Genomic DNA, 14,332 nt, shown 5'->3' on the forward strand with positions numbered 1-14,332 from the left:
CTAACATCAGGAATCCTTCGGATCCCTGATTCTAACGGCATCTCCGAAACCCGGAGAACGGGGATAAACCCCGGCAGGCAGCAAGGCTCCGAAACAGTTTTCGGATTGCCAGCCCGCGCGCGTCCGATCGCCAGCGATTGTTGGTGCAGGAGCGCGCTATGAGGACGGGCGAACATCATCCAGCCATTGCGTCCGCGACCACCCTGGTCGAACTGACGTGGCGCGAGAAAGGGATCGAGCATTGGCTTCGCTTCGGACGGATCGCCGGCGAACAACGTCTCGACCGTCATCGTCGGATCGTCAGCTTCACGCCGGGTAACGTCTTCGCCTTCGTGCGCTGGGCCGGAAACGAGTATGGCACGATCATCTCGCGTATCGACATTGTGCGCGCCGTCGATCAAGGCGAGCCGTTCCAGACATTGCCTTTCGTTCGGCCAGGGGGCGAGATCCTACTCCGTATTCATGGCTGGCCGAAAGTCGAGACGGTGCTGAAGGCAGTCGACGGGATCGAAGCGCTCGGCATTGATCCAGCTGACGTCGCACCGGATCACTGGCGGCACATCCACAATCGCGTCAGCGTCAATGAACCGTTCCGAGCCTATACGCTCGTACAGCACCGCGCCTGGCTGCGCCGCCGCGAGGTGACGTGATGTCCAGCCGCCGCCTGAAGATCCTTTCAATGCTCGCCGGGGTGGCGCTGGTCGCCACACCGGCATGGCACCGGCCCGACATTCGCTTCATCTGGAATGCCTCCGCCAGCGTGCCGGTCGGTCTCTACCGCATTGTCCCTGCGGATCGCATCGACGTCACAGATCTGGCCGTCGTCATGCCGCCCGACGAGTTGGCGGCGTTCCTCGGCGAACGCGGCTACCTGCCGCGCGGTGTTCCGCTCATCAAGCGCGTGCTGGCGCTCGGCGGTACCGAGATTTGCCGGTGCGGCAGCGCGATTATCGCCTACGGCATGAACTACGGACAGGCTCGCGGCCACGACACGCGTGGCCGGTCGCTGCCCGTCTGGAAGGGCTGCCGGACGCTCGGCGACGGTGAAGCCTTCTTCATGAACTGGGACAGTCCCGACAGCTTCGACAGCCGGTATTTCGGGCCGCTTCCCATCTCCACCATCGTCGGCCGAGCCGTCCCCATCTGGGCGGCCGACCACCCCGATCCGGTCGCGGAAGGCTTTCGCGAGCCGGTTTCCAACGAGCCGTAGCGGCTCGCTTCCGCCAGCAACGAAAGGAAAGACATCGTGGCCCAGATTGGAACCTTTACCCGCAATGACGACGGCTTCTTCGGCCGTGTCCGCACGCTCACCCTCGACGTCGAAATGACCATTCTTCCTGCCGAAGGATCGGACGCGGAAAACGCGCCGAACCATCGCGTCTTTTGCGACGGTCTGGAAGTCGGCGCGGCCTGGGACCGCACCGGCGACAGGGCGGGCGGCTACCTCTCCGTGACCATCGACGATCCGTCCTTCGTCGAGCCGATCCGCACCCGCCTGTTCGAGTCCGATACAAAGAAGGACACATGGAACCTGCATTGGACGCGCAGGAAGAAGAACGACGGCGAGGCATGACAAGTCATGCGGTGCCATCGTTCTCGTCGAACTTCTGGCCCAATCCCCTCGATCGATCGAGCGCCGGTCAATCCCCTCGACCCGATCGCCTGTCAGGCGGCCGTCGCGCGCAGAGAAGGTCAAGGGCGGCGGCCTGTTTTCCGGGAGACGCTCACGTTTTCGGACGATGCCCGTCCGGAAAATGTTGGCCGCCGGCGCAGCCTTGCCCTTGGCCGCAGCGAGCACGATGGCAGGCTGATGGCGGTTCGGGACGGCGGTGCTTGCGCTGCCGTCCCTACGACCATGACGATGCTCATCGCCTGTACGATGATCGTCGTCATGGCGGCTCCGTCGTCAGCAGAGCCTCCATCGGACGAGTCTCTGCCCGCCGCCATGGCGACGCGCGACGGATCGCCCGAGCGCTTGTCGGCAGTCGCGTCGGCGACCGATCCGTGGGCGGCTCACGTCACCGAAGCCGCCCGCCGTTTCGCCATTCCCGAGCGATGGATTCGCGCGGTCATGGCAGCTGAAAGCGTCGGCGATCCGGCTGCTCTGTCGCCTAAAGGCGCTATCGGTCTCATGCAGGTGATTCCCGCGACATGGGACGAGCTGCGCGTGAAGCACAGTCTCGGAAACGATCCCTGGCAACCTCGCGACAACATCCTCGCAGGTACTGCCTATCTGCGCGAGATGCACGACCGCTACGGCACGGTCGACGCGATGCTGGCCGCCTATAATGCCGGGCCGGCGCGCTACGACGAACATGTCGAGAGCGGCGGCGCGCTGCCAGCGGAGACGATCGATTACGTCGCGAAGATCACGCCGATGATCGACGGCACGGTTCCCATTGCGCGCGCTATTGGCAGATCATCGCGACCGACATGGCCCCACGCGCCGCTCTTCATTGCCCGCTCGAGTGTCCATTCAAACGACGATCCGGCGATTGCCAATCTTCCTTCTGGTCGCCCCTCAAACGATCCGGCGGTGGTCGATCTGTCAGCATTCGTGCCGCCATCCGACGGTCTCTTCGTGGGACGGCCGGAAGCGGAAGGAGAAACGCGATGATCATCGTGGTTTCTCGCGTTGCAGAGTGTGCAATCGCAGGCGTTGCGAGACACTGCGGGGCAGCCGGGACCGACCGAAGAGGAGGGCGGGATAAAAAGCCGCACATCGCGGCTCGGTTGGGTGGGGGGTATTGCTGGCTCTGCCGGAACCTTCCGCACATCGCGGCCAAGCACTGCGATGTGCGCGTCTTGACTTTATCGAGCGATTTCAACGGAATCCGCACATCTCAACGGAAATGGCCATGAGCCGCGACGACGATTTCCGCGTCCGGCCAGGCCGCATCCGCTCATCGAGGGCGCAGCGGGCAAAACCCTTCGTCGCCCAGGCGCTCGCCGCCGCGCAGAAAGCCGGCGGCCGCATCTCGCGCTCGGGCAGGATCACCTCCGGCAACGGCTCGCGCTTCGGCCGCGGCCGCGTCGCCAGCGTGCGCGCCAACCGCCTGATCACCAGCCGCTCGCGCGGCGCCGTCATCAAGACCCGCGTTGTCCGGCACACTGTGCGCTCCGCGACGCTGACCGCCCATCTCAACTATCTTCGCCGCGACGGCGTGACCCGTGACGGCGAAAAGGCTCGCATGTTCGGCCCCGAGACGGACGATGCTGACGTCAAGGGCTTCGCCGAGCGCTGCGAGGACGATCGCCACCACTTCCGCTTCATCGTCTCGCCCGACGATGCGCTGGAGATGACCGATCTGAAAACCTTCACCCGTGATCTCATGGCGCAGATGGAAAAGGATCTTGGCACGAAGCTAGAATGGGTGGCCGTTGATCACTGGAATACGGCGCATCCCCATGTCCATGTCATCCTGCGCGGCCGCGCCGATGACGGGCAGGACCTCATGATCGCCCGCGACTACATCAAGGAGGGCATGCGCAACCGCGCACAGGACCTCATCACCCAGGAACTCGGCTCGCGCACCGATCTCGACATTCGCCGCGTGCTGGAGCGACAGGTCGAGGCTGAACGCTGGACTCGGCTCGACCGTCAGCTTGTCCGGGACGCCGACAGATACGGTTTCCTCGACGTTGCTCCCGTGCCCGACCAGAAGCCGGACGAATACCTCACCCTGAAGGTCGGCCGGCTGCGCCATCTCGAGCGTCTCGGCCTTGCCGAGAGCGTCGGCCCTGGCCAATGGCTCATTGCCGATGAAGCCGAGCCGACTTTGCGCGAGCTCGGCGAGCGCAACGACATCATCAAGCGCATGCACCGAGCGCTCACCGAGCGCGGCATAGATCGCGGCCTCACCGATTACGTCATCGCTGGTGACACGCAGGCCGAACCGATCATCGGCAGGCTGGTCGATCGTGGCCTCGACGACGAACTGCGCGGCACCGCCTATGCCGTGGTCGACGGCATAGACGGCCGCACCCACCATATTCGCTTCCACGATCTCGACGCGGCTGGTGATTCCGCGCCCGGTTCCATCGTCGAGTTGCGCCGCTTCGAAGATCGTAGCGGTCGGCCCCGCACCGCGCTCGCCGTTCGCTCCGACCTCTCCATCGAGGCACAGGCGACGGCGGACGGCGTGACTTGGCTCGACCGCCAGCTCATCGCCCGCGACCCTGTCGATCTGGGCGGCCGCTTCGGCCTGGAGGTGAAACAGGCCATGGAGGCTCGCGCCGAGCACCTGATCCAGGAAGGGCTAGCGCGGCGCGAAGGCCAGGGCATCGTCTTTGCCCGCAATCTGCTCGCCACGCTGCGCGAGCGCGAGCTGGATGCGCTCGGCCAAAAGCTCGCGGCCGAGACCGGCATGCCCTTCCAGAAATTCGCCGCCGGTGAATATGTCGCGGGCACCTACCGGCAGCGCTTCGCGCTCGCCTCCGGCCGCTTCGCCCTAATCGACGACGGGCTCGGCTTCAAACTGGTGCCCTGGACCCCATCCGTCGAGAAGCATATCGGTCAGCACATCTCCGGCGTCGCTCGTGGCGACGGCGGTGTCGATTGGTCCATTGGCCGCAAGCGCGGGCTGGGATTGTGATCACCACCTATCGATACGGCATCGATCTGTCGTCACCGCTTGCCGCCGATCAGAGATTTGAGACGCCCCATTAAGCCGCCTTGGCGCCGCGGCGGAAGAGGCGTACTCTGCCCGACGGGTGGCTTGACAAAGATCGTCTGTCTCAGCCGCTCAGAGGCGACATCCCGTCGGCGCTCGGTCCGTGGCGATCTGACTCCAGGCAAGAGGTCGGCCTCGTCAATACCGAATGATGGCGAGCCCACGGCTTCGAACGGCATGGCAAGCCTCGTCGCCTTCATCCTTCGCACATGGTTGACGCTCATGGGAAAGAAGGCGCCGTCCGGTTCCTCGAACAGGTTGAAGTCTCCCTGCAGCACCTTGCACGCCGGGCAATGATTGGCCCAATAGGTCGTCTGCGTCGTCTTGCTGAAGGCCGGGCGATAAAGCGGCGCTTCCGACTTCAGCGTCTTCACGACCGCTGGCGGCAGATCGGTAATGTAGTGAGCAAAAGCCCATTCGTCGTGCCTGAACCAGAACCGCACCTCCTCGCCGTGCTCATCCTCGTCATAATCCCGCATCTCGAAGCCGGGCGCCATCAGAAGCCCGACCGCCGCGAAGGGCTCCGAACAGCGCCAGCATCGTGCCGGTGAGCGCACGAGATAGGCTTCCGCCGCCCGCAGATTGAAATCGCTCTCTGCCGGAAGCCAGCGAGCAAAGGGAGCCGGATCGACACCGTCCGGCACATACCAGACGCGCTTGCTTGGGTTCCAGCGGGCTCCGAGCTTCTTGACTTCGTCCTTCTGTGGGTAGGGAACATTGAGATCGATTCGCATCTGCGGGCACCTTTGAGCGCGCATCGACGCGCTCTGTTGCTCGCCGAAATGCGCAAATATTTTTTCGCTATCCTACGATCAGCTACGCCGGCCACTCAATATCAATTGGCCAACAAATCCCTTCTGCGCTTCTTTGGCTATTTGAATGCTTTGATGGGAGTCAGATCGTCTTGTCCGCGAGCCGCATCATGTGGGGCCAGATCATCGTCGTGTTCTCGATCGTGCTCATCGCGGTCTGGAGCGCGACGCAATGGACCGCATGGCGGCTCGGTTTCCAGGCGCAGCTCGGCCAGCCCTGGCTCGAGATTGTCGGCCTGCCGGTCTATCCGCCACCCGCCTTCTTCTGGTGGTGGTATTTTTACGACGCCTATGCACCACATATTTTCTATGAAGGTGCGGCCATTGCGGCCTCGGGCGGCCTTGTCGCTATCGCTGCCGCCATACTCATGTCGATCTATCGTGCGCGCGAGGCAAAGGATGTGCGCACCTTCGGCTCGGCGCGCTGGGCCGAGCGGCAGGAAATCAGGGATGCTGGCCTGCTCGGTGACGATGGCATCGTACTCGGCAAGCTCGACCACGAATATCTGCGCCATGACGGTGCCGAGCATGTGCTGTGCTTCGCGCCGACACGCTCCGGCAAGGGCGTCGGGCTCGTCGTGCCAACCCTGCTCACCTGGCCTGGTTCGGCCATCGTCCACGACATCAAGGGCGAGAACTGGGAACTGACCGCTGGCCTACGTTCGCGTTTCGGCCGCGTGCTGTTGTTCGACCCGACGAATGCGAAGTCGGCGGCCTACAATCCGCTTCTCGAAGTCCGGCGCGGCGAATGGGAAGTACGCGACGTTCAGAACGTCGCTGACGTGCTGGTCGATCCCGAAGGCTCGCTGGAGCGCCGGAACCATTGGGAAAAGACCAGTCACGCACTGCTGGTCGGCGCGATCCTGCATGTCCTCTATGCCGAAAAGGACAAGACGCTCGCCGGTGTCGCCGCCTTTCTTTCCGACCCGCGTCGGCCGATCGAGGCGACGCTTGCCGCCATGATGACGACGCCGCATCTGGGCGAGAAAGGTCCGCACCCAGTGGTCGCCAGTGCCGCGCGCGAACTGCTCAACAAATCGGACAACGAGCGTTCCGGCGTGCTGTCCACCGCCATGTCCTTCCTCGGACTCTACCGCGATCCGGTTGTCGCTGCCGTCACCAGCCGCTGCGACTGGCGCATCGCCAACATCGTATCCGCCGACAAACCAACGACGCTCTATCTCGTCGTGCCGCCCTCCGACATCAGCCGCACAAAACCGCTCGTGCGCCTCGTGCTCAACCAGATCGGCCGCCGGCTCACCGAGGAACTGCATGCGAAGGACCGCCGCCATCGCCTGCTCCTGATGCTCGACGAATTCCCGGCGCTCGGCCGGCTCGATTTCTTTGAATCGGCGCTTGCCTTCATGGCCGGCTACGGCATCAAGGCGTTCTTGATTGCACAATCGCTCAATCAGATCGAGAAGGCATACGGCGCCAACAACTCGATCCTCGACAATTGCCATGTCCGCGTGAGCTTCGCGACCAACGACGAGCGGACGGCCAAGCGTGTGTCGGATGCGCTCGGCACCGCCACCGAGATGCGCGCCATGCAGAACTATGCCGGGCATCGGCTCGCGCCCTGGCTCAGCCACCTGATGGTCTCGCGTTCCGAAACGGCGCGGCCGCTGCTGACCCCCGGCGAGGTGATGCAGCTGCCACCCGACGATGAGATCGTCATGGTAGCCGGTACACACCCGATCCGGGCGAAGAAGGCGCGCTATTACGAGGATGCACGCTTCACGGAGCGGCTGCTACCTGTACCCAAGAGCCCGAGTGCCGGGTTCTTGCCACAGCCCGACGACTGGTCGGTGCTGAAGCCGGTCGTACCTTCTCGTCCTCCCGAAGATGATAGTGGCTCAACGCTTCCTTCTGCCACCCAACCGAAAATCGCTCAATCTGCGAAGGAAGACGATCCGGCCAATGCCGGCCTGCGCCGTGAGCCCGGCCTCGAGCCGCACAAAGATATCGCACCGGAGCCCGCCAGGCCGCTGGCCAACGAGTTCGATCCCGACATTGATGAACCCGACCGCGAATCCACCGCCAACCGTGCGCTTGTGCGCAACATGCGCCAGGTCGCACGACAGGTCTCGATGGATCCCGGAGACCGTATGGAGATGTAAGCGATGCGTGAGCGTCCCGACAAGAAGAGCCGCCTGTCCGTCTATCTCGACCCGGATCTGATGCGCCTGCTGGCTGATTTCGCTGCTCGGCGCGAGCAATCCCGCTCCCTCATCGCCGAGGCGGCGATTGCCTCCTTTCTCTCCCCCGATGCCGACGAGCGGCAGGAGGCAGCGGTCGCCAAGCGCCTCGACCGGATCGACCGCAACATCCAGCGGCTCGAACGCGACATCGGCATCGCCAATGAAGCCTTCGCTATCTTTATTCGCTCCTGGCTGACCTCCACCGCGTCTCTGCCAGAAGCCGCACAAGTGGCCGCCCGGGCCAAGGGTGGCGAGCGCTATGACAAGTTCTTGGAGGCGCTCGGCCGGCGTCTAGCCAAGGGGCCGAAGCTCAGGCAGGAAGTGCTGGAGGATGTTCCCTAAGCCCACCGCAGGGCTGCGCCTAGCCCCGCCGACTAGCCTGAAGGCATCAGTTGCAGGCATGGAAGAAACGCATTGAAACGCAGGATGCGATCGTCGTTGAGATCGTGCCCGAAACGGCGCCTACGCTTTCCCAGGTCTGAACGGGAGAGCAGCGATGGGGCTAACACAAACGGTCAGCGATCCCGTGGTTGTGGCGGCATTGGACGAAGCCCCAGCAACCGTTGTAGAATATCGCCATGTTTGATGACGGCGCGTACCTGAAGGCGTTCGATGGTGCCCAGCTCGGATCGGTGGACATCGCCTTGAAGAAGGGGCGGACCGCCTCAATGAATCGCGCGCTGATCGCCCGTAGCTTCAAGGGGTATCGGACAGGCGCCGGCAGCTCCTATGATTTGCTCGCCCCCGACGCGAGTTGGACGAACACCGGCAACTCGCTCGCGGCAAAGACGTGTCCGACAAAGGACGCCTTCATTGAGGTCATCCGGCCGTTCAACGCGCGCGTGAAATCCCGCTTGGTACAGTCGGTCCGTAAGCTCTAAGCGGAAAATGAGACGGTCGTCGCCTTCGTCGACGCGACCGGTACGGCCCGCCACCAGCGACCTTGTTCCAATACCTACGCTTGGACTCTTGAGATCGAGGGTGGACAGATCGTTTGCGCCTGCGCATTTTACGACAGCGTTGCTTTCGATAATCTGTGGCAACGGATCCAGGTGACATCGGCGGGCGCTGCCGAGCCGCCGGGCGTGTCTGACGACTAGGCGGCATCGAGCAAAGAGGAACGGATGCACCAGACGAGCTATCGAACTGCGAAGGTCGACGGGATCAAGCTCTTTTATCGCGAGGCCGGGGTCGTCGGCTCGCCGAAGATCCTGCTGCTTCACGGATTTCCGACGTCAAGCCACATGTTCCGCGATCTCATTCCGCTGCTGACGGACCACTTCCATCTCGTCGCACCAGACCTGCCTGGTTTTGGTCGATCGGATAATCCAAAAGCGAATACATTCGATTCCATTGCTGAGACCATAGAGCGGTTCACCGAGATTATCGGCTTCGACAGCTTCGCAGCCTATGTGTTCGACTATGGCGCCCCCACGGGATTTCGGCTGGCTATGCGTCATCCAGAGCGCATCACTGCGCTCATCTCCCAAAACGGAAACGCGTATCTGGAGGGACTAAGCGACGGCTGGGGTCCGCTCCGCGCATATTGGGAGGATCCGTCGCCAGCCAACCGCGTAGCGCTGCAAACCCTGCTGACGCGGGAGACAACTTACTGGCAGTATACACACGGCGTGCCCGATCCTGCGGCTGTCTCGCCGGACGGCTACGCGCTCGACGAATATTATCTGAACCGTCCGGGCGCAGCCGATGTGCAACTCGATCTCTTCGGCGACTATAAGAATAACGTGGCGCTCTATCCGGCCTTCCAAGCCTATTTTCGAGAGGCTCAACCACGGTTGCTTGCGATCTGGGGCAGGAACGATCCCTTCTTTTTGCCAGCCGGCGCGGAGGCCTACAGACGGGACCTCCAGAATGCGGACGTGCGGCTTCTCGACACCGGCCACTTCGCGCTTGAAACCCACGCATTTGAAGTTGCCGACGCGATACGTGAGTTTCTGGGCGTCAGCGTGGCTGCCGGGCCTGCTCGCTAAAGCCTGGTTGGCGGCTGCAGGGTCTGACCGCGAAACCCTTCAATTGGGTGCCCCACGGCCGGTCCACGGATGTTTAGTGCGTCCTCGGCAGCGCTAGAGTTTTCCGGACCCTGATCGGCACACGGAATCGCTTCGTATGCCGATTTCATGAGCACGATCAGTGGTTTGCTGCTTTCCGCGCTATGGGACGAACAATGGCGGCCGGCCTGGAGGAGGGACAGGCCGGCCGCACGAACCCGGTGCAAGGCGGGGGGAGGAGGGGCCGGGTTCGTATCAATGTGCACATCCTTGTTGTCGAAGTGCACGGAGATCGACAAGTGAGGAAGTTGTGAGACGCTTCCAATCGCCATGGCGCGATTTCTTTGTTGATCTCAATCTACGCCACCACTGCCGATCCACTCCATCCTACGTCGGTGGGCTCGCGTAACGTCTTTGTCTGAACAGGGGCATACCATGGTCTATAGGCGTGAGCCGGTCCGGCGTAACCGACCCATGGGTGAGCCTTCGCCGCTGCTCCATTCGCCGGAGCGTTACTGAAACCGCCGACGTACATTTCGAAGCGGTCAAACAATGGTTACCCGTTGAAGGAGAGGCGGTGAGCCAGGAACATCTACCATCGACAGCGATGGTGCGTAATGCGTCCACGCGTGCTGCCGGCCGCAAAGCGCCGTTTAAAGCTCAGCCATACCAACGTATGAGCCGCGCAACCTCCCGTACGATGGCTACACCCGCATTTGTCCGGCAGCATCGTGCCAGCCACATTGCTGAGCTCAGCGAATTCGAAGCCGAAGAGGAGCTGCGATTGCCATGTCAGGTAGAAAGACGGATCATCGTGCCGATAGTGAAGACCGCGCACATACTTGGGAAGTGACGCGCCGGGAGACTTTCGAGATTGCTGCAGGTGCCGCCGTATTCGCAGCGATGCCGCTCACCACGTCACAATCCGCAAACGGCATGGGAGAGGGCAGCATGCAGGGCCACAGCATCGAGCTCGTCGTCAATGGACAGTCGCACGCACTTGCGATCGATCCCCGTCAGTCGCTGCTTGACGTGCTGCGCGAAACGCTGGATCTCACCGGTACAAAGAAGGGCTGCAATCAAGGCGCCTGCGGGGCCTGCACGATCCTCGTCGACGGAAAGCGCGTCGTCTCCTGCCTGACGCTGGCGGCGATGCATGACGGCGGCGAAATTACGACGATCGAGGGGATCGCCAACGGTGAGGAGCTCCATCCACTGCAGACGGCCTTCATCGAGCATGAGGGCTTCCAGTGCGGCTACTGCACACCCGGCCAGATCATGTCCGGCATCGGCTGCATCAGCGAAGGGCATGCCGGCTCGCCCGACGAGATCCGGTTCTGGATGAGCGGGAATATCTGCCGCTGCGGTGCCTATCCAGGCATCGTTGCCGCTGTCGCGGACGCTGCAGAGAGGAGTTGATCATGCTTCCCTTCACAATCCAGAAAGTGACTTCCGTCGAGGCTGCCATAGCTGCCGCGACATCCGGCGGCCGCTACATCGCCGGCGGCACCACGCTGGTCGACCTCATGCGTGAGGAGGTGGAACACCCGGAGCGCCTAGTCGATATCAATTCGCTGTCCATGAGCGACATCCGCGTTGAGGGCTCCGATCTCATCATCGGCGCGCTTGCCCGCATGTCCGAGGTCGCCGCCCATCCCGAGGTGCGACGTCTCCAGCCAGTGATCGCCGAGAGCCTGATCGAAGGCGCTTCGCCGCAGCTGCGTAACATGGCCTCGATGGGCGGCAACCTGCTGCAGCGCTGCCGTTGCCCCTACTTTCGCATGCTCGACACGGCCTGCAACAAGCGCGACCCGGGTTCGGGCTGTGCGGCGATCGACGGCCTTAATGCCGGCCATGCGATCCTTGGCACCAGCAACGATTGCGTGGCGACCCATCCCTCCGACGTCGCGGTAGCTCTCGTTGCCCTGGATGCGACGATGCGCGTTCGTGGTCCGGATGGCGAGCGAAGCTTTCCCGTGGAAGACCTCTTTCGCCTGCCGGGTGACACGCCGCATCTCGAACATACGCTGCTCCCGGGCGAGTTGGTCCTGGACATCCGCGTGCCCGGCGGGCCCGACAGTCGCCGCGCGCGCTACCTCAAGGTGCGGGACCGCGCGTCATACGAGTTCGCCCTCGTTTCGGCGGCCGCCGCGCTCGATGTGGAGGACGGCGTCATCCGCTCCGCGCGTATCGCCGTCGGCGGTGTCGGCACCAAGCCGTGGCGTCTGAGAGCCTGCGAGGAGGCACTTGTCGGTAAGCCCGCGGATCGCCCGACCTTCGAAGCGGCCGCTCAACTGGCCACGGAGGGCGCCCGCCCGTTAAGCCACAATCATTACAAGGTCGAACTGTTGCCGCGGACGATCGTCCGCGCCCTCGAGATGTCGGGAGAAGTCGCATGAACACGAGTGTCATCGGAAGGTCGCTACGGCGCGTGGATGGCCCCAGAAAGGTGACCGGGAGCGCCCGCTATGCGGCCGACTTCAACCAGCCAGATCAGGCCTACGCGGTGATTGTCGGCGCCACCGCCGGTCTCGGCCGGGTGACCGGCATCGACATCAGCCCGGTCGAAGAGATGCCCGGAGTTGTCGCGGTGCTCACGCATCACAATGCCGAAAGGCTGCCTTATCTGCCGCACAAGGCTGGCATCGATCCCGCTGTTGGGGAGCGTCTGCATGTATTACAGGACGATACCGTGCGCTTCTACGGTCAGCCGGTCGCGGTCGTCGTGGCCGACACGCTCGACGATGCCGAACGTGCGGCCGCGGCGCTGCGTATCAGCTATGAAGCCAAGCCTCCGATTGTCGATCCCACCGGACCCGATACGCAGAGGATCGTGCCCGAGGCAGCGGCCCGGCCTGGTGCCAGAACGCTGGCTGACCGGTCGCGCGGCGATGCGGATGCAGCGGTAGCGAACGCACCGGTGAAGGTCGACGCAAGATACGGCATGGCTCGTGAGAACCACAATCCCATGGAGCCGCATGCAACGATCGCCGCCTGGGATGGCGACCGCCTGACTTTGTGGAGCAAGAGCCAGTATCTCGTCAACGAGCAGGCCGAGATCGCCGCCATCTTCGGTCTGCCGACCGAGAATGTGCGCGTGATTTGCCCCTTCATCGGCGGTGCCTTCGGTACAAGCCTCAGAACCTGGCCGCATGTCACGCTGGCGGCACTGGCGGCACGGCATGTCGGGCGGCCGGTCAAGCTCGTTCTGACACGCAAGCAGATGTTCTTCACTACCGGCCATCGGCCGCACACCCTGCAGCGCATCGCCATCGGCGCGACGATGGATGGACAACTGACCGGCCTCGTGCACCAGGGTGCCGGCGAGACCAGCCGCTATGAGCAGTTCATGGAGGCGCTGACCTCGGTCACCGACTTCATGTATTCGTGCTCGAACCTGCGCACCGAATACCGGCTCATCCCGCTCGACACTGGCACGCCCAATCACATGCGCGGTCCGGGCGAAGCGAGCGGCGTCTTCGCCCTCGAATGCGCCATGGACGAACTCTCCTACGAGCTCGGCATCGACCCGATCGAGTTGCGCCGCCGCAACGAGCCCGAACTGGACGAAGCCGAGAACCGGCCGTTCTCGAGCCGCTCGCTGATGCCATGCTACGATCTCGCTGCCGAGCGCTTCGGCTGGTCGCGGCGGTCGCCCGAGCCGCGTTCGATGCGCGATGGCCGGCTGCTGATAGGCATGGGGGCGGCGTCGGCCAGCTACCCGGCCTTCCACGCGCCGGCGAGCGCTCGGGTGCGGCTGCTCGCCGATGGAACGGTCGAGGTTGAGGCGGCGGCCAGTGACATGGGCCCCGGCACCTATACGTCGATGACGCAGGTCGCGGCCGAGTTCCTGGGCGTGCCGCCGGAGCGGGTCCGGTTTCGCCTCGGCCAAACCGACTACCCTCCCACGCCCTCCCACGGCGGCTCGTGGACCATGGCGTCGGTCGGCTCGGCGATCCGCGCGGCCTGCATCGCGGTCCAGGAGGAGGCTGCGAGGCTGGCTATTGCCGACCAGCACTCGCCGGTGTTCGGTGCGTCGGCCGGGGACGTCGAATGGAATGAGGGTCGCTTGCACCGGCGTGGAGATGCCTCCCGGGGCCAGCCCTACGGCGATATCGCGGCGAGCGCCGGTCGGCCGATCGAGGCGGAGGGTTCGGCGCAGCGCGATCCGGAGGTCGCTTCGCGCTATTCCATGCACTCGTTCGGTGCGGTGTTTGCCGAGGTCGCTGTCGATCCCGATGTCGGCACGATCAGGGTCCGGCGTATCGTCGGCGCTTACGGGATCGGCCGCGTCGTCAACCCTCTTCTCGCCCGGAGCCAGTGCACCGGCGGGATGATCGGTGGAATGGGCATGGCGCTCATGGAGCGCACCGCGCTCGATCCTCGCGACGGCCGGCCGGTGAACGCCCACATGGCCGACTATCTGATGCCGGTGAACCTTGATATCCCGGAGATGGAGGCGCACTTTGTCGAGGAGGACGATCCTCACGTCAATCCGCTTGGCGTCAAGGGACTGGGTGAGATCGCCCTGGTCGGTACCGCGCCGGCGATCGCCAACGCCATCTTCCATGCCACGGGCAAGCGCGTACGTAACCTCCCGATCCGGATCGAAGATGTGCTGAGTGTTTAACCCCCTA

General features: G+C 63.6%; 13 protein-coding genes. 12 read left to right on the forward strand and 1 reads right to left on the reverse strand.

Features of this window, described 5'->3' with window-relative positions; all coding sequences use genetic code 11:
- Positions 1-158 precede the first annotated feature (158 nt).
- From C5748_RS12720 to C5748_RS12740, 5 genes are all read left to right on the forward strand, one after another.
- Positions 159-650 carry a DUF2840 domain-containing protein gene (locus C5748_RS12720; RefSeq protein ID WP_105742307.1) on the forward strand — a complete coding sequence of 164 codons (492 nt, stop codon included), beginning with the start codon at positions 159-161 and terminating at the stop codon, positions 648-650.
- Positions 650-1,210: a S26 family signal peptidase gene (locus tag C5748_RS12725; RefSeq protein WP_105742308.1), complete on the forward strand. Its 561-nt coding sequence runs from the start codon at positions 650-652 to the stop codon at positions 1,208-1,210. The genes C5748_RS12720 and C5748_RS12725 overlap by 1 nt, the downstream gene beginning before the upstream one ends.
- A 36-nt stretch (positions 1,211-1,246) precedes the next feature.
- Positions 1,247-1,573, forward strand: a complete 327-nt coding sequence (locus tag C5748_RS12730) for a DUF736 domain-containing protein (protein ID WP_105742309.1) — start codon at positions 1,247-1,249, stop codon at positions 1,571-1,573.
- Between the two features lie 6 nt (positions 1,574-1,579).
- A complete protein-coding gene (locus C5748_RS12735) occupies positions 1,580-2,617 on the forward strand; it encodes a lytic transglycosylase domain-containing protein (RefSeq protein WP_199194785.1) in 1,038 nt (345 codons plus the stop codon).
- Between the two features lie 241 nt (positions 2,618-2,858).
- Complete coding sequence (locus tag C5748_RS12740; protein ID WP_105742310.1) at positions 2,859-4,595, forward strand: relaxase/mobilization nuclease domain-containing protein; 1,737 nt, start codon at positions 2,859-2,861, stop codon at positions 4,593-4,595.
- A gap of 32 nt (positions 4,596-4,627) precedes the next feature.
- On the opposite strand, the gene C5748_RS12745 is transcribed toward C5748_RS12740, so the two are convergent.
- On the reverse strand, positions 4,628-5,407 hold the full coding sequence (locus C5748_RS12745) for a DUF5710 domain-containing protein (protein ID WP_105742311.1): 780 nt from the start codon (positions 5,405-5,407) through the stop codon (positions 4,628-4,630).
- Between the two features lie 170 nt (positions 5,408-5,577).
- Here C5748_RS12745 and C5748_RS12750 point away from each other — a divergent pair, with 170 nt between their 5' ends.
- The 7 genes from C5748_RS12750 (at position 5,578) to C5748_RS12790 (ending at position 14,325) form a co-directional block, all read left to right on the forward strand.
- Positions 5,578-7,605: a conjugal transfer protein TraG gene (locus C5748_RS12750; RefSeq protein ID WP_105742312.1), complete on the forward strand. Its 2,028-nt coding sequence runs from the start codon at positions 5,578-5,580 to the stop codon at positions 7,603-7,605.
- A 3-nt stretch (positions 7,606-7,608) separates the two neighbouring features.
- On the forward strand, positions 7,609-8,028 hold the full coding sequence (locus C5748_RS12755) for a ribbon-helix-helix protein, CopG family (RefSeq protein WP_105742313.1): 420 nt from the start codon (positions 7,609-7,611) through the stop codon (positions 8,026-8,028).
- 236 nt (positions 8,029-8,264) lie between these two features.
- On the forward strand, positions 8,265-8,567 hold the full coding sequence (locus C5748_RS12760; protein WP_105742314.1) for a heme-degrading domain-containing protein: 303 nt from the start codon (positions 8,265-8,267) through the stop codon (positions 8,565-8,567).
- A 243-nt stretch (positions 8,568-8,810) separates the two neighbouring features.
- The gene (locus tag C5748_RS12765) at positions 8,811-9,677 is read left to right on the forward strand and encodes an alpha/beta fold hydrolase (RefSeq protein WP_105742315.1); all 867 of its coding nucleotides are present in this window, start codon (positions 8,811-8,813) and stop codon (positions 9,675-9,677) included.
- Between the two features lie 807 nt (positions 9,678-10,484).
- A complete protein-coding gene (locus C5748_RS12780) occupies positions 10,485-11,114 on the forward strand; it encodes a (2Fe-2S)-binding protein (RefSeq protein ID WP_245429068.1) in 630 nt (209 codons plus the stop codon).
- A gap of 2 nt (positions 11,115-11,116) precedes the next feature.
- A complete protein-coding gene (locus C5748_RS12785) occupies positions 11,117-12,094 on the forward strand; it encodes an FAD binding domain-containing protein (RefSeq protein ID WP_105742318.1) in 978 nt (325 codons plus the stop codon).
- Positions 12,091-14,325 carry a xanthine dehydrogenase family protein molybdopterin-binding subunit gene (locus C5748_RS12790; protein WP_105742319.1) on the forward strand — a complete coding sequence of 745 codons (2,235 nt, stop codon included), beginning with the start codon at positions 12,091-12,093 and terminating at the stop codon, positions 14,323-14,325. Before C5748_RS12785 ends, C5748_RS12790 begins: the two co-directional genes overlap by 4 nt.
- Positions 14,326-14,332: the final 7 nt, after the last annotated feature.

The organism is Phyllobacterium phragmitis (assembly GCF_002980495.1).
Lineage (GTDB): Bacteria > Pseudomonadota > Alphaproteobacteria > Rhizobiales > Rhizobiaceae > Paramesorhizobium > Paramesorhizobium phragmitis.

What these genes read in the sequence shown, in the direction of transcription:
- C5748_RS12740 (WP_105742310.1), top strand. Translation starts at nt 2,859, where the DNA reads ATGAGCCGCGACGACGATTTCCGCGTCCGGCCAGGCCGCATCCGCTCA.
- C5748_RS12790 (WP_105742319.1), top strand. Translation starts at nt 12,091, where the DNA reads ATGAACACGAGTGTCATCGGAAGGTCGCTACGGCGCGTGGATGGCCCC.
- C5748_RS12735 (WP_199194785.1), top strand. Translation starts at nt 1,580, where the DNA reads ATGCGGTGCCATCGTTCTCGTCGAACTTCTGGCCCAATCCCCTCGATC.
- C5748_RS12780 (WP_245429068.1), top strand. Translation starts at nt 10,485, where the DNA reads ATGTCAGGTAGAAAGACGGATCATCGTGCCGATAGTGAAGACCGCGCA.
- C5748_RS12760 (WP_105742314.1), top strand. Translation starts at nt 8,265, where the DNA reads ATGTTTGATGACGGCGCGTACCTGAAGGCGTTCGATGGTGCCCAGCTC.
- C5748_RS12755 (WP_105742313.1), top strand. Translation starts at nt 7,609, where the DNA reads ATGCGTGAGCGTCCCGACAAGAAGAGCCGCCTGTCCGTCTATCTCGAC.
- C5748_RS12725 (WP_105742308.1), top strand. Translation starts at nt 650, where the DNA reads ATGTCCAGCCGCCGCCTGAAGATCCTTTCAATGCTCGCCGGGGTGGCG.
- C5748_RS12765 (WP_105742315.1), top strand. Translation starts at nt 8,811, where the DNA reads ATGCACCAGACGAGCTATCGAACTGCGAAGGTCGACGGGATCAAGCTC.
- C5748_RS12745 (WP_105742311.1), bottom strand. Translation starts at nt 5,407, where the DNA reads ATGCGAATCGATCTCAATGTTCCCTACCCACAGAAGGACGAAGTCAAG.
- C5748_RS12720 (WP_105742307.1), top strand. Translation starts at nt 159, where the DNA reads ATGAGGACGGGCGAACATCATCCAGCCATTGCGTCCGCGACCACCCTG.
- C5748_RS12785 (WP_105742318.1), top strand. Translation starts at nt 11,117, where the DNA reads ATGCTTCCCTTCACAATCCAGAAAGTGACTTCCGTCGAGGCTGCCATA.